14 protein-coding genes are annotated in these 17,887 nt (G+C 42.4%); 7 read left to right on the forward strand and 7 right to left on the reverse strand.

Annotation, left to right across the window (positions count from 1 at the left end; genetic code table 11):
• Positions 1-12 precede the first annotated feature (12 nt).
• The 3 genes from FPL17_RS10895 (at position 13) to FPL17_RS10905 (ending at position 2,179) form a co-directional block, all read left to right on the forward strand.
• Complete coding sequence (locus FPL17_RS10895) at positions 13-837, forward strand: carbon-nitrogen hydrolase family protein (protein ID WP_159885029.1); 825 nt, start codon at positions 13-15, stop codon at positions 835-837.
• Between the two features lie 211 nt (positions 838-1,048).
• A complete protein-coding gene (locus FPL17_RS10900; RefSeq protein ID WP_159885031.1) occupies positions 1,049-1,411 on the forward strand; it encodes a DUF4951 domain-containing protein in 363 nt (120 codons plus the stop codon).
• Between the two features lie 333 nt (positions 1,412-1,744).
• The gene (locus FPL17_RS10905; RefSeq protein ID WP_005146490.1) at positions 1,745-2,179 is read left to right on the forward strand and encodes an organic hydroperoxide resistance protein; all 435 of its coding nucleotides are present in this window, start codon (positions 1,745-1,747) and stop codon (positions 2,177-2,179) included.
• 61 nt (positions 2,180-2,240) lie between these two features.
• On the opposite strand, the gene gspE is transcribed toward FPL17_RS10905, so the two are convergent.
• Positions 2,241-3,731, reverse strand: coding sequence for a type II secretion system ATPase GspE (gene gspE / locus FPL17_RS10910; RefSeq protein ID WP_005210601.1), 1,491 nt, complete (start codon positions 3,729-3,731; stop codon positions 2,241-2,243).
• A 93-nt stretch (positions 3,732-3,824) separates the two neighbouring features.
• Here gspE and FPL17_RS10915 point away from each other — a divergent pair, with 93 nt between their 5' ends.
• On the forward strand, positions 3,825-4,646 hold the full coding sequence (locus tag FPL17_RS10915; protein ID WP_005184691.1) for a hypothetical protein: 822 nt from the start codon (positions 3,825-3,827) through the stop codon (positions 4,644-4,646).
• Positions 4,647-4,655: 9 nt separating this feature from the next.
• Entirely contained in the window at positions 4,656-5,573 is a 918-nt protein-coding gene (locus FPL17_RS10920; RefSeq protein ID WP_151716816.1) for a mechanosensitive ion channel family protein, read from the forward strand.
• Here FPL17_RS10920 and FPL17_RS10925 read toward each other — a convergent pair.
• Positions 5,570-8,431, reverse strand: coding sequence for a DUF2339 domain-containing protein (locus tag FPL17_RS10925; protein ID WP_159885033.1), 2,862 nt, complete (start codon positions 8,429-8,431; stop codon positions 5,570-5,572). The two genes, FPL17_RS10920 and FPL17_RS10925, sit on opposite strands and share 4 nt — an antisense overlap.
• A 188-nt stretch (positions 8,432-8,619) precedes the next feature.
• Here FPL17_RS10925 and polA point away from each other — a divergent pair, with 188 nt between their 5' ends.
• Positions 8,620-11,385, forward strand: a complete 2,766-nt coding sequence (gene polA / locus FPL17_RS10930) for a DNA polymerase I (RefSeq protein ID WP_159885035.1) — start codon at positions 8,620-8,622, stop codon at positions 11,383-11,385.
• Positions 11,386-11,512: 127 nt separating this feature from the next.
• Entirely contained in the window at positions 11,513-12,643 is a 1,131-nt protein-coding gene (locus tag FPL17_RS10935; RefSeq protein ID WP_159885037.1) for an acyltransferase family protein, read from the forward strand.
• A 41-nt stretch (positions 12,644-12,684) separates the two neighbouring features.
• On the opposite strand, the gene FPL17_RS10940 is transcribed toward FPL17_RS10935, so the two are convergent.
• Genes FPL17_RS10940 through ppx form a run of 5 tightly spaced genes read right to left on the reverse strand, consistent with a single transcriptional unit; the run spans position 12,685 to position 17,815 of the window.
• Positions 12,685-13,254: a YggT family protein gene (locus tag FPL17_RS10940; protein ID WP_005184711.1), complete on the reverse strand. Its 570-nt coding sequence runs from the start codon at positions 13,252-13,254 to the stop codon at positions 12,685-12,687.
• Positions 13,255-13,270: 16 nt separating this feature from the next.
• Positions 13,271-14,110 carry a pyrroline-5-carboxylate reductase gene (gene proC, locus FPL17_RS10945; RefSeq protein ID WP_004804503.1) on the reverse strand — a complete coding sequence of 280 codons (840 nt, stop codon included), beginning with the start codon at positions 14,108-14,110 and terminating at the stop codon, positions 13,271-13,273.
• A 3-nt stretch (positions 14,111-14,113) separates the two neighbouring features.
• Positions 14,114-15,385 (reverse strand): tRNA lysidine(34) synthetase TilS, encoded by a 1,272-nt coding sequence (gene tilS, locus FPL17_RS10950; protein WP_266095749.1) that lies wholly within the window; start codon positions 15,383-15,385, stop codon positions 14,114-14,116.
• 56 nt (positions 15,386-15,441) lie between these two features.
• Positions 15,442-16,266 carry an acetyl-CoA carboxylase carboxyltransferase subunit alpha gene (locus tag FPL17_RS10955; protein ID WP_005146510.1) on the reverse strand — a complete coding sequence of 275 codons (825 nt, stop codon included), beginning with the start codon at positions 16,264-16,266 and terminating at the stop codon, positions 15,442-15,444.
• 28 nt (positions 16,267-16,294) lie between these two features.
• Positions 16,295-17,815, reverse strand: coding sequence for an exopolyphosphatase (gene ppx, locus FPL17_RS10960; protein ID WP_005184716.1), 1,521 nt, complete (start codon positions 17,813-17,815; stop codon positions 16,295-16,297).
• Positions 17,816-17,887: the final 72 nt, after the last annotated feature.

Raw genomic sequence — 17,887 nt, forward strand, 5'->3', positions numbered from 1 at the left:
CGTGATCTCCCTATGACCTTACTTTCTGTTGCACAGATGAATTCTCAAAATGACATTGAAGCAAACTTCGATGTCATTGAATCATTACTTCAACAAAGTAAGGCTCAAGGTGCTGAGCTAATCGTTTTCCCCGAGAATTTTGTTTGCTTTGCTGCGGGTAAGCAGCGTGAAACTGCAGCTCAATTCGAAGCAATTCAAGCACGTCTAGAACAATTAGCACATCGTTATCAAATCTGGATTGTTGCAGGTACACTCCCATGCCCTTTCCGTCCAGATGGCTCAGTCATTCAAGATGGTCGTGTTCGCACTGTTAGCTTATGCATTAGTCCTGAAGGAACTGAAGCACGTTATGACAAAATCCACTTGTTTGATGTACAAGTCGGTGATGCTGTAGGTGGTTATCAAGAATCTAAATTCTTTGAACCTGGAGATCAAGTGGTTGTCGCAAAAACACCTTTTGGCAATATCGGTCTGATGGTTTGCTATGACTTACGCTTCCCTGAACTTGCCTTAAGCTTACGTCAACAAGGTGCAGATATTCTTACTGCTCCTGCGGCTTTTACTTACACCACAGGTCAGCTCCACTGGCAATTATTGCTACAAGCACGCGCCATGGACAGCCAGTGTTATGTCTTAGGTGCTGCACAGCAAGGTTGGCACGGCGAACAACGTCAAACTTGGGGACATGCAGGCATTGCTAATAGTCGTGGGCAACTACTTCAAAGTATTGATACTGATGGATACGATTTAATTAGCAGTGAATTTGACCTTGAGACACAAAATAAGCTTCGTCTTGCCATGCCGTTAATGCAACATCGAAAAATTATTACTTATTGATTCATACTTTATCTTTACGCCAATTTAAATGCGCCACAGTACAAAATTTAAACACCCAAGATCAATCTGACTGCAATAGTCAACTTTTATAAATGCCTGATATATAGAATCATGATTTAATACAAATTATTAATCATAGTAGAACAAAGTCAGCCAACTTTGCGCTAGCTATGATGTAACATCATCCGTTAATTCTTATTAAGCTTTATTCATGTTTAGACTTATTGTTATTTTCTTTTTTGTGGGGACAGCTGTACAACTTCACGCGACATCTGTGGATGTAGATGGTGATGAATCAACTCAATCATCTCGTGTTTTGTCTACACCACAAAACTTATCGCTGAATGCTTTTGGGCAATGGATCATTGGTTGGGGAACAGGTGCTGAAGGCGCAAGGCAGCGATTAGACAATATTCAACGTGAAGACGTTATGGTCATTAAGCAAAAAGGCACAACCTTAGAAATGATCAAAGCATGGCAGCAACATTTCGAACTTGAAGCTCAAAATAATCTCAGCAACCCAACCGCACGCTACCGAGCACGTTTGATGAAAAAAATTGCCGATCTCTGGTAACTGGCACATCAAATTTATTATCTAGCATTTGGCATAAGTCTAATCACTTGTGCTTTTTTGTTTTGGATGAACAATAAAAACTATCTTTCAGGTCAATTTATCGTCCCAAATATCAAATCCTCATGATTTACACAATTGGCACTTACATTCATATCGAACGTGAATTGGCACGAGCCCCCCCATCCACATCAATCAAAACACCTATAAAACATAGAAACTCCCCTACAGGTATAAAGACCAAAGATGGCTGGATCCATAACGTTTGCTGACTTGTATTTTAATTTAGATCCAGTACGATCAAATTGCATTCAATAATATTCAGGGATAATTATCATGTCTTTAGAACAAGTCGTTTATCGTGCAAAAGCGAAAGCAACAGGTGGTCGTGATGGCCGTGCAACTTCTTCTGACGGTGTTTTAGATGTTCAGTTAGGTGTACCAAAAGAAATGGGAGGTGCTGGTGGTGCAGTCACCAATCCAGAGCAATTGTTTGCGGCTGGTTATTCTGCATGTTTCTTAGGTGCAATGAAGTTTGTTGCCAACCGTGATAAATTCAAGATTACTAAAGATGCGTATGTTGAAGGTGAAGTCGGCATTGGTCCGATTCCAAATGGCTTTGGTATCGAAGTAACACTCAATGTTTATTTAGTTGGAATGGAACAAGCAGAAGCAGAACAATTGGTTGCTGCTGCACATATCGTTTGCCCTTATTCAAATGCGACGCGTAATAATATTGATGTCACTTTCAATATCGTAACGACTGCATAATCCGCGCACTCAAACAAAAACAGCATGGTTAAACCATGCTGTTTTTTTAAAGATAAAAAGCTTACTCTTCCGCAGCTTCATTGGTTACACGAAGTACTTCTTCTAATGTAGTTTTTCCAGCTAAAACTTTTAATAAACCGTCATCACGAATCGAAGCTGCATAACGACGTGCATGATTTTCCAGCTCATACTCAGCCGCATTGCCATGAATCAAACGACGCATCGGCTCATCCACAGGCACGATTTCATAGATTGCCGTTCGCCCACTAAAACCAACATGTGAACATTTTTCACAACCATGTGGTTGTGGTAATTCCATATGTTCATCAACCTTGAGATGCTGGAATACTTGTCGCTCGAAATCATCAGCCTTACGCCAAGTCACGCAATGCGGACATAAAGTACGAACCAGACGCTGCGCAATCACGCCAATCAGTGAACTCGCAAGTAAGAACGGTTCAATTCCCATATCTTTTAAACGCGTCACCGCACCAATTGCAGTATTGGTATGCAACGTAGATAACACCAAGTGACCCGTTAAAGAGGCTTGTACCGCAATTTCCGCAGTTTCCAAGTCACGAATCTCTCCGACCATCACCACATCTGGATCTTGACGCAGCATCGCCTTAAGCGCACGCGCGAAAGTCATATCGACTTTGGTATTGACTTGGGTTTGACCAATGCCTTCCAATTGATATTCGATCGGATCTTCGGCAGTCAAAATATTACGCGTATGGTCATTCAAATCTGACAATGCTGCATACAAGGTGGTGGTTTTACCTGAACCTGTTGGACCTGTCACCAAGATAATGCCATGTGGTCGATGAACCAGTTGCGTTAAACGATCATAGTCATTTTGCATCAAGCCTAAATGAGTCATGTTCAAGCGGCCCGCTTGCTTGTCCAGCAAACGCATGACCACACGTTCGCCATGCGAAGACGGTAAAGTTGAGACACGCACATCCACTTCACGCCCTGCGAGACGCAATGAAATACGACCATCTTGTGGAACACGTTTTTCCGCAATATCCAGTTTTGCCATGACTTTGATACGTGACACCAATAATGGCGCTAATTCACGGCGTGGCTGGACAATTTCACGGAGTTGACCATCGACACGTAATCGTACCGAGAGCTTTTTCTCAAAAGCTTCGATATGAATATCAGAGGCACTGACACGAATCGCTTCGGACAATAAAGCATTGATTAGACGCACGATCGGTGCATCATCTTCCTGATCCATCAAGTCTTCAGCTTCAGGTACTTGATCCGCTAAACTCAATAAATCTGGATGATCTTCTAGACCTGCCGCAACTTGTTGCGACTCGCCAGTATCCCCTGCATAGCTAGAACTGAGTAAGGCATGAAACTCTTGATCGGTACACAATTGATCATGAGCAGATTTCCCCAAAATTCGACGAGCTTCCTGCAAAGCAATACGCGCGGTGTCCTTGCGTCGTACAATAAAAATTTGATCACCTTCATAACGTAACAAAACGCCATGTCGTTTAGCAAAACTATAAGGAATTTGTATTTGTTTAAGTATTTGCATCACACAAATAATGATAAGAGAAAGTATTGAGTGTACTCTAAGCAGATTACAGCGTGAAGTCTGTTTAGCATACTCACAAAGGAATTTTGCATCTTGTCTCAAAATAATCAATATCAAGTTCCCCATTCTGACACTTTGAAATGGTGGGGCGAACAACAATTCGAAATTCAACAGGCCAAAGCTTGGCAATTCGGTTCATTGCTCTTTCGTCTGACTCGCGGCATCAAAGAATGGCGTTTGGAATATCATCGCCCTCAATTTCAGTATGACTACGAGCAACAGTGGCGAATATTGAATGATATTGAATTTGCCATGCCGCCTCCGGCAAAAATCGAACGCTATATGTTCCACAAGACCAATGGCACCTTTCATTTGATGCCACGCTTGGCTGATCGTTCCGTGGTGATTCGACCTGTTGATCCGATTTATATTCCTGCGGGTCAGCGAGGAACCTTGTATATCAGCACCCCCTTGTGGATTGCGGGTTTGGTTGACGGTCTTTCTGAACCGCTATTTGATATCCCTGTGATTCAACCGAAAGATACTTGGTTTGGTAAAGACCCACAAAATGGTGAGATTTGCTACGCAACCTCTGTAGATGGTCGTATTGATTTGAATCTACTCAAACCGCGTGCTTTCCGTGCAGTGACACCGATTGAGTTCCACAATACCAGTCACCATCAACTGCGTTTTGATCGCATGAATGTACCTGTGCCTGCACTGCCATTATTTTATAGCGAAAGTACAGGCCGTTTATGGACGTCTCAAATCAAAGTCTACTATGAAGGTACTGATCATCCTGCTCGTATTCGTATTGAAAACAAGACCCCAACCCAAGCGGGTGAAGTCACCTATGTGCATCCCCCTCGTGCACCAGGCAGTACTTTATTCAATATGTTTGATTCATTTTTTTAAGGGGCCGCGATGCCAAATTCAAATATTCCAAAAGATGTGGCTGGCAGTCTCACCAGTTTTTTTACCAACATTAACTTTGAGCGGCTTAGCGAAATCGTAGTCGCCATTATTTTGTGTTTTATCGGTTTCGTGATTGCACGTCTAGTCTCGAACACCTTCATTCGCACCATTGGTAACCGCTTTAATGCCCATCAACGCTTACTATGGCGTCGAGGTATTTTTTATTTTATCTTTCTGCTATTCATTATGACCAGCTTAAGGGAAGCAGGTTTTAAACTCAGCGTATTTTTAGGTGCTGCAGGGATATTAACTGTCGCACTGGGTTTCGCCTCTCAAACCTCTGCCAGCAACTTGATTAGTGGTTTATTCTTGATTGGTGAAGGCTCATTTGAAGTTGGTGATACCATTCAGATCACCTTAATTCGAGGTCAGACCATTGAAGGTGAAGTGATTTCGATTGATCTACTCTCGGTTAAACTTCTGACGCTGGATAATGTTTATATTCGTTTGCCGAATGAACAGTTGATCCGAACACCAGTGATGAATCTGTCTAAATATCCGATACGGCGTATTCCAATTACGCTCGCGATTAATTTCCATGAAGATATTCACAAAGTCCGCCAAGTCTTATTAGACGTTGCCGCCAAATATCCTTTGGTGATGGATGACCCTAAAGCAACTGTCACGGTGACTGCATTTAGAGAATCTTCTATTGAACTGTTATTTGCAGTGTGGTGCCGTCAGGAAAACTCGCTCAAAGTACGTGATGAAATGCAGGAACGCATTCGTAATGGCTTCTTAGAAAATGAGATCGAGATTCCTGTACCGAAGATGGGCCTGATTGACCGACCTCTCCCATTAGAAAATGATGAAGTCGATCAATATGCCAATCAAAAAGAACTTAAAAAAGAACAGAAAGAGAGTTAACTTTCTTTCTTGGTTTCACTTAATGCAGGTGGTAATGGTGCCAGATAAGCAATGACCAGCATCACAGCCCCTGAACCAATAAAAGAAATCACACGGGTTAAAGTGCCACTTTGCGATAAATCCAATAACAACAGTTTCGCTACGACAATACCTAACAAAGCTGCACCGACAAACCAAATTTGTCGGATGTGGCGGCGGCTGGAAAAGGTCATCAGAATGAAGGCTAAAATAACCCACAATAGTGTCAAACTGAGTTGCACATCACCATTCGACCAAATTGCTGCACTCCAGAGTGGTGTTCCCAAATAATGATGCATAGCACGCACCACCACACTACTCAGCACCAATAGGCCAATCAAAATGGTGGTCACTTTAAAGCCCCACTCAATCGAACGCTCTGCGCTAAAATCATGATGATAAATCATCCAGATCAAACCAAAAAACATCAGTAAAGACAGAATATCTGTCAGATTAAGCAGTGGTATAAAATAATATTGTTCAGCAGAATATGGATCTAGACTGACCAACACTAGCCAAAATAGCGTTAAACACCAGATTGGCAATTGATGCAGCAACTCGGTTTTATTTGATGTAAATCGCCAAATACTATAAATAGCTGGGATAATGGCAAACGCGACAAGCGGCATGATTGGAAAAATAGCCAATCCTATACTGGCAAGGCTGAGCCAAAGCAACGCAGACCACAGCATAACAGTTGCTTTAGATGTGTGAGTACTCAAGCTGCTCAATATCAACGTAATCGTGATTGATGCTATGGCAAACATCACTTGATCTAAGCGACTTGACCAGTGCCAAACCACATATACATGTTGAGCAAAACTTTCGCCATAAAGTAAAGCCAGCAAAGCTCCCAACAAGATGAGCTGCACATTAGCCCACTGTAAACGTGATTTAATATGTACCGCCAGACTAAACAATGCCAATAATATTGCAGCAACAGCAAGATAAGGGCTCAGTCCATCGTGCTGCCACTGCATCAATTCAACAGCAGCAATTGCACCTGAATACAACCCAAGTGCTAGAAAAACCCCACTCAACATGCGTGCACTGAAATACTTCTCGACCTCTTGATAATGCAATAAGTAAAAAGCAGAAATAAATTGAGCAAGCGCAAAAATCGCGGTACTTAAAATTGGAAAATGATCGTTTGACCAAACTTGGAACAGCAATGCCACTGAGCTTAATAACACCAGTGCCACACCAACATAACGGCTTAAACGATATCGTTCAGTAACGCCCCAGACAATCAGTGCAGTTCCCTGAATCACCCAGCCTGTTGACGTCCAATGTGCCCCTTTGGCCAGTGGGAAAATCAAGGCAACAAACACAACGGCAAGAATAAAGAAACTTTTTGCCAAAATTGAAAGCTGTGGATGCTGGCGTTTAATCCAGATATTTAGACTGATATAAACAATCGCGAGTGCAACCGCTCCCGAAGTAAGTGCTGAGGTCGAGTTATGCATTAAATAAGCATGTAGCGAAAAGCCCAGTACAGGCACACTAAAAATTAGGCCTACATCTAAAATCGGTTGTAAACGCTCAGATCGCTGATCTGTTTGTTGCTGCGCATTTTGAGCACGCAGCATTAGTTGGCTGTAACGGATACTGAGCCAGATAAATAAAGCAATATGCAACCAGAGAATGATATCCAAGGTATCAAACTGCGCAGTTTTTGCATAAATTCCGATGGTCGAACCACCAATGAACATAGTGGCAAAGAAGGCAATTTGATGCAGAATTTTCCAAGGTTGAATAAAGTTCAACGCTACCACGGCCAAGTTAATGACAAAGTAATAGCCAAACAAGAAAATCACATCAGGATGGTTTTGTGGAATGACCAACGGAGCCAGATAGGCCATGGTCAATGCCAACATGGCTAAATACAAAGCGTGTTGTTTTAAGCTTAGATAAACCGTCGCCAATAATAAAATCACAAACAGAATACTGGCGGTGCTTAAACTGGCAATTACTGCAAAATGATGTGAAAAAATTAAGGTCAAGAATACAACTGCCAGACCGACACCTTGGAGAGCCACCGCAAATAATTGATTTTTCTTTTGCAGTAAATATCCTGCAACAGTTGTGGCTACACCCGCAATCGCAATAAAGCCTAGTTTCACACCTAGGCTGAGTTGCCAATGCTCACTGGCAAAACGTAAGAGTAAAATCACACCGACCATTAAAATGGCGACAGCAACACGGAGAATCGGATTACCATGTATCATCCAGTCCAATGCAGGCTGCCACCAGGCAGCTTGTTTGGACTCTGAAGGATGAACAGCAGAGCTAGAGTTCTGAAGTATTGGACTCTGAACTGATTCAGGTCGAGCCTGCAACCAAGCTGGCTGCTGCTCAATTGGAGAGTTTGAAGCTGTCGTTTCAACCCATTCAGCAGATTGACCAATACTTGAGGTCTGTTGTTGTGGCTGAATTGAGATATTTGGATTGAGTGATTGTGTTGCAACCTGCTCTAAATGCAGCAATCGGGTTTGAAAAGCACTGATGGTCTGGATCAAACACAATAACAATACCAATAAAGCGCCACCTGCCAACCACATCCATGTATTGGCATAGGCAAATAAGGCGATGAGTGCCGCAGCATATATCACAATTTTTTGTACACCAATACCCGCCCCTAATGCAGAATAGTTCAGCGCTGCTTGTTCGAGTTGAAGCAAACGCTGATGAATTTCAGACAGAATGTGCACAATTACAACGGTCAGGCCGATTGCAGCAGCGACAATCGTCCCTTGCCATTTAAAGGCAATTGCACAAGCGAGCAATACAGTCAGTGCAATTAAAACAATGACGATTCCCTGTTTGTCTTTTTTATACATAGACTTATATCAATTATGATAGCTTCATTGCAGTCATCTTACTTGATCACTAGATAAGCAGGTATTGTTACATACAAAATACTGCAAATTTTCAACGACACAGCTAGCCGTACTCTTCCAAGTTCAGATAAGACAGCCACGGCTTTTTCACGTAAAATACCAACTAATTTATAATTAGGATTTGCGCAATGCCACCTTTTGTCTTGGTAGACGGGTCTTATTTCTTATTTCGTGCTTTTCACGCTTTACCACCATTAACCACGTCGACTGGCTTACATACCAATGCAATACGTGGTGCAATTTCAGCGATCCAAAAACTGATGCGTCGTACTCAACCAACGCATATGGCTGTAATTTTTGATACGCCAGAACCAACCTTCCGTCATAAATTATCGCCAATCTACAAAGGCGATCGCCCAAGCATGCCTGAGGAGTTATCTCAACAGATTCCTTATTTACATGCGTTGATCAAAGCGCAAGGCATTCCTCTGTATTTTCTCGCGGGTGCGGAAGCGGATGACATTATTGGTACGCTAACTAAACGTGCCTTGGCAGAAGGTCATCATGTCCTCATCTCGACGGGTGACAAAGACATGGCACAGTTGGTCAATGAACATGTCAAACTTGAAGATAGCTTCAAAGAGCGTGTGTTGGATGAAGCGGGTGTTTTTGAAAAGTTTGGTGTACATCCAAATCAAATTATCGATTACCTTACCCTAATGGGCGATGCGTCTGACGGTATCATGGGCGTTCCAGGTGTTGGCGCAAAAACAGCAGCGAAATTGCTGAATGAATACGGCACTTTAAACAATATTATTGCCAATGCGGATCAGCTTAAAGGCAAACTCAGCCAGAATATTAAAGATAATGTAGACAACATCAAAGTTGACCATCAACTTGCCAGCATTGTCTGTGATCTCGATCTTGTCTTAGATTGGCATGACCTTAAACTCGCCAATCCAAATGTGGATCAACTCCGTGAGCTTTATACCGAATTAGAGTTTCGTAACCAATTACAATCATTAGACCATCCAAACAATCCAAATAGTCCTGCTTATCAACAAACATCGCAAAGTATTGCTAAAGCTGAACAAAAAGCAGAACCCGTGGTTGCTGAAGATCATGCCAATCTTTCAAGCCAAGATGATCAACTCGGTAATGCGACTTATCATACGGTATTGAGCCAACAAGATTGGGATGTCTTATTACAACGTATGCAGCAAGCTGATCATTTTGCGATTGATACAGAAACCACCAACCTCGATTATCGAGTAGCGGAACTGGTGGGTTTCTCGGTCGCATTTGATGCCAAAGATGCCTATTACGTTCCTGTTGCACATGATTATGAAGGTGCACCTGAGCAACTGAATCGTGAACAGCTTCTCGCTCAGATCAAACCGATTCTTGAAAATGAACAAGTCAAGAAAATTGGTCATCATTTAAAATATGATGCGCATATCTTTGCCAATCATGGTATCACCATTCAAGGTTGGTATTTCGATACCATGCTTGCTTCATATGTATTGAATGCCGCTGCAACGCGACATGGTATGGACGATGTTGCTCGTCTTTATCTCAGCCATTTGACCACGACTTTTGAACAAATCGCAGGTAAAGGTGCAAAGCAAAAAACCTTTAATCAGATTGAGCTTGAAGTCGCAGCGCATTATGCCGCCGAAGATGCGCATGTCACTTATCGTTTGTATGAAGTGCTCGCAGCAAAACTGAAAGCCCATCCAGAACTGGTCAATATTCTACATAATATTGAAATGCCTGTTGCTCGCGTGCTCACGGGAATGGAAGAAGATGGCATTAAGCTCGACCATCAATTCCTCGATCAACTCAGTGTCGAGTTTTCAGAAACCATTCAAACGCTGGAAGCTCAAGCAGCAGAACTGGCAGGCGAAGCCTTTAATGTTGCTTCACCAAAGCAAGTCGGTGAAGTCCTGTTTGAAAAGCTAGGACTCAAAGGTGGTAAGAAAACTGCAACAGGTCAATACAGCACCAGTGAAAGTATTTTAGAGAAAATCGAACATCCATTGGCTGAAGTCATTTTGGAACATCGTGGCTTGGCAAAACTCAAAAACACCTATACCGATCGCCTGATTGAACAATCGCATGACACAACACATCGTGTACATACCAGCTATCATCAAGCCTTAACTGCAACAGGTCGCTTGTCTTCAACCGATCCAAACCTGCAAAACATTCCAATCCGTACTCCGATTGGGCGTCAAATTCGTAAAGCCTTTATTGCACCTGAGGGTCGAGTGTTACTCGCTGCCGATTATTCGCAAATCGAACTGCGTTTGATGGCACATTTCTCTCAAGATGATGCGTTAGTCCATGCCTTCCAACAAGGTCAAGACGTGCATCGCCGTACCGCATCTGAAGTGCTCGGCATTGCCATTGAAGATGTCACCAATGACCAACGCCGCCAAGCCAAAGCGGTTAACTTTGGTCTGCTCTATGGTATGTCTGAATTTGGTTTAACCCGTCAGCTTGGCTTTAGCCGTGAAGAGTCACGTAGCTATATCGCACGTTACTTCCAACGATATCCGGGCGTATTGGACTATATGGAACGTACGCGTCAGATTGCACGTGAGCAAGGTTTTGTTGAAACCATTTTAGGCCGTCGTCTATATACACCAGACATTATGGCCAGCAATAAAATGATCAAACAAGCAGCTGAACGCGCGGCAATCAATGCACCTTTACAAGGCAGTGCGGCAGATATTATTAAACTTGCCATGATTGCAGTGGATAAAATGCTACCTAAAGATCAAGCTAAGCTATTATTACAAGTGCACGATGAACTTGTGTTTGAAGCGGATGCTGCGATTGCAGATGAACTTTCAAAGCAAATTGCTGAAGTGATGCAATCGGTATTAGAAATTTCGGTGCCGTTTGTGGTTGAAGTTGGGCAAGGTCCAAACTGGGATGCTGCCCACTAAGGCATCTACATACTCGAAAAACAAAATGTTTCTTGCAGACAGGGGATAAACTCCCCTGCGCTACAAGAAAACTGAAAATAAAGAATATCTGATAAAAATTAATTCGTATAGGAGAAAGGAATGCAATATGTCCTTTAATCAAGTTCAATTTAAGCGCTTTCACTCTATTGATTCATTACGCTGTATTTCAATCTTTTTGGTTTTACTGCATCACTTCAATATCCCTTATAAGCTCTTTGACACCTCGATCAATTTTCAGATTTTTGGTGAAAACATCACCACGCTTTTAGCTCGCAATGGTAACTATGGTGTCACCATGTTCTTTGTCATCTCGGGCTACCTGATCACCTCACATACTATCAAACGCTGGGGTGCGCTACATCAGATCAATACGCGCGACTTTTATATTTCACGATTCGCTCGCATCATGCCGACCTTGATTCTGCTGATCTGTCTGGTCAATCTCTTCGCGGCATTAGAGCTTAAACCTTTTATGACTCAGGCTCCAAATGGCATTGTCGTTGCTCAATCAACAGTTAACCTAGCAGCCCTGACCTTTTGGATGAACATCCTGATTATTGAAAATGGTTGGGTCAACTATGCGCTTGGCGTGTTATGGTCTTTATCTGTGGAAGAAGTGTTTTATCTACTGTTCCCACTGACAGCACTGCTATTCAAGAAAAAGCCCTACTTTTTATTTGTCTGTTTCACGCTAATTGTATTTGCACCTTATTTTAGATATTTACATTATGGTGAGGAAAGTGGTGCCTACCTCTACCATTACTTCTCTAGTTTTGATGGGATTGCCTTTGGCTGTATTGCAGCACTGATCGCACCGCAACTTAAGCTGCAAGCCGAAACTTGGTTAGGGTTGAAATACCTTGCCATTGCGACGATGTTTATCATTTATTTTTCTGCACCAATTAAACAAAACTGTATTTGGGGCGTCAGCCTATTTGCACTTGCGACAGCAATCGTGATTGTTGCGAATGTGGCAAATGAACACATTAATACGCAGACACAGCGTTTTAAGTGGTTACAGGAGATTGGCAAAAACAGTTATGAAATTTATTTATTCCACCTGATTATTTTAGGTTTCTTTAAACTGTTTTATACGCCAGCCCTTACTGAGGGCAACATTAAACTGGTCTTATTATTGATTTATTTCGTCCTTGCGATTGGGCTAGGTGCTTTCATTGCACGCTATTTCTCCAATCCATTAAATCGAGCCATACGGCAACGTTTGATCAAGAAATAAAAAATGGGCATAACGCCCATTTTTTATTGAATCAGATTGGCTTAAAGACCAGTTAATAGCACTTTAGCTGCTTCATTCATCAAAATCTCAGCCACATACAAAGCCAAGAACGCCAAAATTGGAGACAAGTCAATCATCCCCATGTTCGGCAATAAGCGACGGAATGGTGCAAGCAATGGTTCAGCCAACTCTTGGATCACTTCAATATAAGGTGAGCGCGACTGCGTAAACATCACTACCCAACTTAAAATGATCGTTGCAAAAATCAAGTAACGACAGAAACGAATCAAATCTTGAATCATGGTCACAAATGTCGTGATCACCAGATACACCGCACTATGTGGCATCTGTCCAGACAAATACATCAGACCAAACATTTTCAATAAATACAGCACCACCAACAAAGCAACTGCCGCTAAATTGACACGGCCTTTACCTATCGTCGGGAAAATGCGGCTAAACACATCCACAATCTTGGTGGCTTTCACGGTTGAAAGCACCACAGGATTGTATGGACTGACTGCTGCCAATTGCATTAAAAAACGGAAAAAGACCAATAAAATTGCAACATTGATCAAAACACCAAAAATTAGCGCAGAACTTGCACCCATAATTGTCTTATCCTACTTAAACCGATTTAGTCTTGTCACTCAACTCTTGCGCTAGCTCTTGGCTACGCTTCTGAGCTGCTGCAAGCGCTGCTTGAATATTTTGTGAAATCTGCGCACGATCAAACACCTCTAAAGCTGCTTGCGTTGTACCATTTGGAGAGGTCACATTTTTACGTAATTCTGCTGGAGAATTTGAGCTGGTAATCGCCATTTGTGCCGCACCCAAAGCTGTTTGCAAGGTCAATGCCGTCGCCACTTTTTCATCGAGCCCCAAGTTTTTGCCAGCACGAATCATACTTTCCATCAAATAAAAAAAGTATGCTGGGCCAGAACCAGAGACTGCGGTTACTGCATCAATTTGAGCTTCGCTCTCCACCCAAATGGTTAAACCCGTCGCCGCTAAAATTTGACTGGTTAACTCACGATCTTGAGCATTTACCGCTTCAGATGCATAAATACCATGTGCACCTGTTTGGACCAATGCTGGCGTATTCGGCATGACACGGACAATCCGTTGACTACCACCAATTAAATCTGAAATCGTTTGAATTTCAGCACCCGCAATAATTGAGATCACGAGTTTATCTGACAATAAACCTTTTAATGGTTGTAATACCGTTGCCAAGACTTGGGGTTTGACCGCCAATACCACAACGTCCGCATTTTTAATTGCGTCCACATTGTCTGTTGTGGTTTGAATATTTTTTTCTTCTAAGATGTGACGAATTTGTTCTACAGGATCAGAAACTGTAATGCGCGTTGTGGGTAAACCACGAGATAGCAACCCACCAATCAAGGCCTGTGCCATGTTACCGCCGCCAATAAAACAAATATTTTGGTTCAATGTTGTCGCCATGTCCTACTCATCATACGAAAAAGACTGCTGAAAAACGTCATTACAGTCAGAAATTAAACTTGGTTGCCAACCGCCCTGCTCTAAATAATCAGATCGCGCCAACCAAAAACCCTTTGGGCTAAAAACCCCAAGCATAACATTATCTACGACTAATATTTGAATTGTATGACGTAACCAAGGCAAAATCTGTAGCTCTTGAATGGCTTTTTTCAGAGGCCAATGTCCAACACGACCATAAAGATGAATTTTTTCACCACCCTGTCGTTTAAGCAACCTTAACTCTCGCCCTAAAAGCCGAGATGAAAGACCAATTTTTTGAGTTTCAATCTTAAATTTTCCAGCCGCAACATTGATGGTTTCACCCATATCAAACTGTTGTGACAACGTATCTGGAAAGGAAAATAATTTTTCTGCGTACAGCTCATCGTGGGTTAAACGATATAACGTCTTCTGATAGCGAACGAAATAATGTTGATTGATATGTAAAGTTGCCTGCGCATCTGGCTTTGCAAGAATGACCTCATGCTGCAATCGCTGCACCATCTCATAACTTGGTCGATATTGATCCGCCCCCTTCATCCAAGTCGATAACAATTGACGTTGCCGTGCAGCCGAGAGCTGCTGCAACTTGATCAGATCAAGTACACGATCGGTTGCACAGTGTTGCCAATCCTTCTGCAATACTTCATCCAGTATTTCCGCAGCATCCTGCATCAAAGAACTGGTCCGTGCTACAGCTGCCTGCATTTTGGGGAAGCGTTTTTGTAAGACATCCCATAATTCTTCTCGACACCACGCCCGATCGTAGTGCGTATCATGATTAGTTGGGTCTGTCACATAGGCAAAACCAAGTTGCTGCGACCATTGTTCAATTTGCTCGCGACTCACATCTAAAAATGGTCGCCAAATGGTCATGTCTTGACGAATATCAATTTGCTGCATCGCAGCTAATCCATGCACGCCTGCTCCAGAAAACAAGCGTAATAATAGCGTCTCAGCCTGATCCTGCTGATGATGGGCCAAAACTAAAATTTCATTGGATTGTAAATGCTGTTGATACGCTTGATAACGCGCTTGACGCGCTTGCTGTTCCAAATTGCCTGTCGCAACGTCTACTTGCTGGATAATACACGGGATATTTAAGACGTCAGACTGCTGCTTTACAACACGACCCCATTCGGCACTCATTGCTTGTAGTTGATGATCAACATAAATCGCACGGGTTTGAGTCGGAAAAAGTTCAGACATTAGAAACAGCAACAGCATGGAATCCATGCCGCCGCTACACCCAATCAAGAATTGAGTTTGTTCAGAAAAATGCTGTGTTTGTGCTAAGACGCGATGCCTAAATTGCTGCTGCCAAACTTCATTAAACGTTGATAACGTGCGTCGCATCGTTCTTGTGCATCCATCGGTTGCAATTCATCTAAAGCTTGTTTTAACACATCTTTCAAATCATGCATGACTTTTTCAGGCTGCAAGTGTGCACCATCACCTTCATCCACAACATATTCAACAATGCCTAAAGCTTGAAGTTTATCTGCAGTTAAAGAAAGTGCTTCACTCGCTTGTGCTGCTTTATCCGCGGTTTTCCATAGAATAGACGCACAACCTTCTGGTGAAATCACCGAATAAATACTGTGTGACAGCATAATCACACGATCGGCTACACCAATACCGAGAGCACCACCTGAACCGCCTTCACCAAGAATCGTCGCAATAACAGGAACTTTTAAACTTGAAAGTTGTGCCAAGCTGGTTGCAATCGCTTCTGCTTGACCACGTTCTTCAGCCCCTACACCAGGATATGCACCCATGGTATCGACGAAGGTAAACACAGGTAAATTAAAACGCTCAGCCATATCGAGTAAACGTTGTGATTTACGATATCCTTCTGGATTACACATCCCAAAGTTATGCTGTAGTTTTTCACGTGTGCTGCGACCACGATGTTGACCAACCACCATTACAGGTTGTCCGTCAAAACGTGCCAAACCACCAATCATGGCACCATCATCACCAAATAAACGGTCGCCGTGAAGTGCATCAAATTCAGTAAAAATTTCACTGACATAATCTAGAAATTGCGGACGCTCAGGGTGTCGTGCAATTTGAACCGTAGCCCAAGCCTTGGACTGAGTCGCTTTATTTTTCATAAGTCAAGAATGGTCCATAATAATATGGTTAATCAACAAATTTGTCTGACTGAATATTTAACTCAATGTCCCAATGCTTAAATTGCACCTGCTCATCATGCAGGTCAGCAACCAATAAAGGCCATTGTTTAGCATCGCCAGAAACGCTGAGTTGCCATTGTTGATCATTTACAACACTCAGTTCAATGGCAGGAAGCATCTGATCACTACGACTATGGTTCAGCAAAACTGCGAGACGAAGCAATAAACAAAGGTAAAGTAAATGGCTACCGCCGACCTTTAAAACGTCATTTTTTGCATCTGCACGTAACTTACGACGATGGTGCGAAACCAAATGCGAGAGATGATTTTGATCAATTTGTGAGAAACCAGGAATATCTGAATGTTGCAGTAAATAAGCCCCATGACGGTGATAACCACCATGGCTAATTGCCAATCCAATTTCATGCAAATATGCCGCACGACGCAGTAAGTCACTGTCTTCAGTCGTTAAATTTAATGCATTGGCGACACCATCAAACAATTCTTGTGCAGTATTTACTACACGTTCAGCTTGTTTGGGATCTGCGTTATAACGCCCCATTAACGCCTGTACACTGCGGTCACGAATATCTTCATGTTTGAAACGACCGAGCAAGTCGTACATTACACCTTCACGTAATGCACCGTCAGAATATGCCAATTTGTCGATATCTAAAACTTCAAAAATCGCATATAAAATCGCAAGACCAGCTGGCAAAACTGCTCGACGGTCTTCACGTAGACCTTCAAAATCGATTTCAGTGACATGTTTAAATTTAAGTAATCGATCTTTTAACTTATATAAACCGTCACGAGTCAGATTTTCTTGTTCGTCACTTAAACCAAGATTAACCGCGATCTGACGACAAGCTTTGATGGTTCCACTTGATCCGACAACGGTATCCCAACCCACAGATTTATAAGTATTGGCAATAGCAGACATTTCTTTACGTGCAGCAACCACGGCTTTATCAAATGCTTTGCTGGTAATTTCACCATCAGGGAAATAGGTTTTGCTGTAGGCCACGCAGCCCATTTGTAAGGATTCGGTATGCAGTGGCTCAAATTCTTCGCCAATAATGAATTCAGTTGAACCACCACCAATATCAACGACTAAACGTCGACCACCATTGGCCATGGTATGTGAAACACCTAAATAAATTAGACGAGCTTCTTCTCGACCTGCAATGATTTCAATTGGTTTTGGTAAAATTTCTGCGGCTTTTTGAATAAATTCATGGCCATTTTTTGCTTGTCTTAACGCATTGGTTGCAACAATTCTCAACCGATTTGCCTGTACAGAACTTAAACGCCCAACAAAACGGGCTAAACAGGCTAATCCACGTTGTTGTGCAGCTTCGGTTAAATTTTTATTTTCATCAAGCCCAGCAGCTAACTGTACTTTTTCTGACATTGAAGCAACTTTCTTAACTTCACCGTGATCAACACGAGCGATTGCCAGATGGAAACTATTCGATCCCATATCAATCGCAGCAAGTAATTCTTCATCAATCAGAAAATCAGACATTATTCATATAAACCCATGCTCAATTCACGCATTAGAGTAATTCACATGCTTACAATTTTAAAGTCATTTTAA

The sequence above is a fragment of the Acinetobacter dispersus genome, from assembly GCF_009884975.1.
GTDB classification, from domain to species: Bacteria; Pseudomonadota; Gammaproteobacteria; order Pseudomonadales; family Moraxellaceae; genus Acinetobacter; species Acinetobacter dispersus.

Coding starts and splice junctions, on each gene's coding strand:
- polA (WP_159885035.1), top strand. CDS start 8,620: ATGCCACCTTTTGTCTTGGTAGACGGGTCTTATTTCTTATTTCGTGCT.
- FPL17_RS10955 (WP_005146510.1), bottom strand. CDS start 16,266: ATGAAAAATAAAGCGACTCAGTCCAAGGCTTGGGCTACGGTTCAAATT.
- tilS (WP_266095749.1), bottom strand. CDS start 15,385: ATGGATTCCATGCTGTTGCTGTTTCTAATGTCTGAACTTTTTCCGACT.
- FPL17_RS10905 (WP_005146490.1), top strand. CDS start 1,745: ATGTCTTTAGAACAAGTCGTTTATCGTGCAAAAGCGAAAGCAACAGGT.
- FPL17_RS10925 (WP_159885033.1), bottom strand. CDS start 8,431: ATGTATAAAAAAGACAAACAGGGAATCGTCATTGTTTTAATTGCACTG.
- FPL17_RS10935 (WP_159885037.1), top strand. CDS start 11,513: ATGTCCTTTAATCAAGTTCAATTTAAGCGCTTTCACTCTATTGATTCA.
- FPL17_RS10895 (WP_159885029.1), top strand. CDS start 13: ATGACCTTACTTTCTGTTGCACAGATGAATTCTCAAAATGACATTGAA.
- proC (WP_004804503.1), bottom strand. CDS start 14,110: ATGGCGACAACATTGAACCAAAATATTTGTTTTATTGGCGGCGGTAAC.
- FPL17_RS10940 (WP_005184711.1), bottom strand. CDS start 13,254: ATGGGTGCAAGTTCTGCGCTAATTTTTGGTGTTTTGATCAATGTTGCA.
- ppx (WP_005184716.1), bottom strand. CDS start 17,815: ATGTCTGATTTTCTGATTGATGAAGAATTACTTGCTGCGATTGATATG.
- gspE (WP_005210601.1), bottom strand. CDS start 3,731: ATGCAAATACTTAAACAAATACAAATTCCTTATAGTTTTGCTAAACGA.
- FPL17_RS10900 (WP_159885031.1), top strand. CDS start 1,049: ATGTTTAGACTTATTGTTATTTTCTTTTTTGTGGGGACAGCTGTACAA.
- FPL17_RS10920 (WP_151716816.1), top strand. CDS start 4,656: ATGCCAAATTCAAATATTCCAAAAGATGTGGCTGGCAGTCTCACCAGT.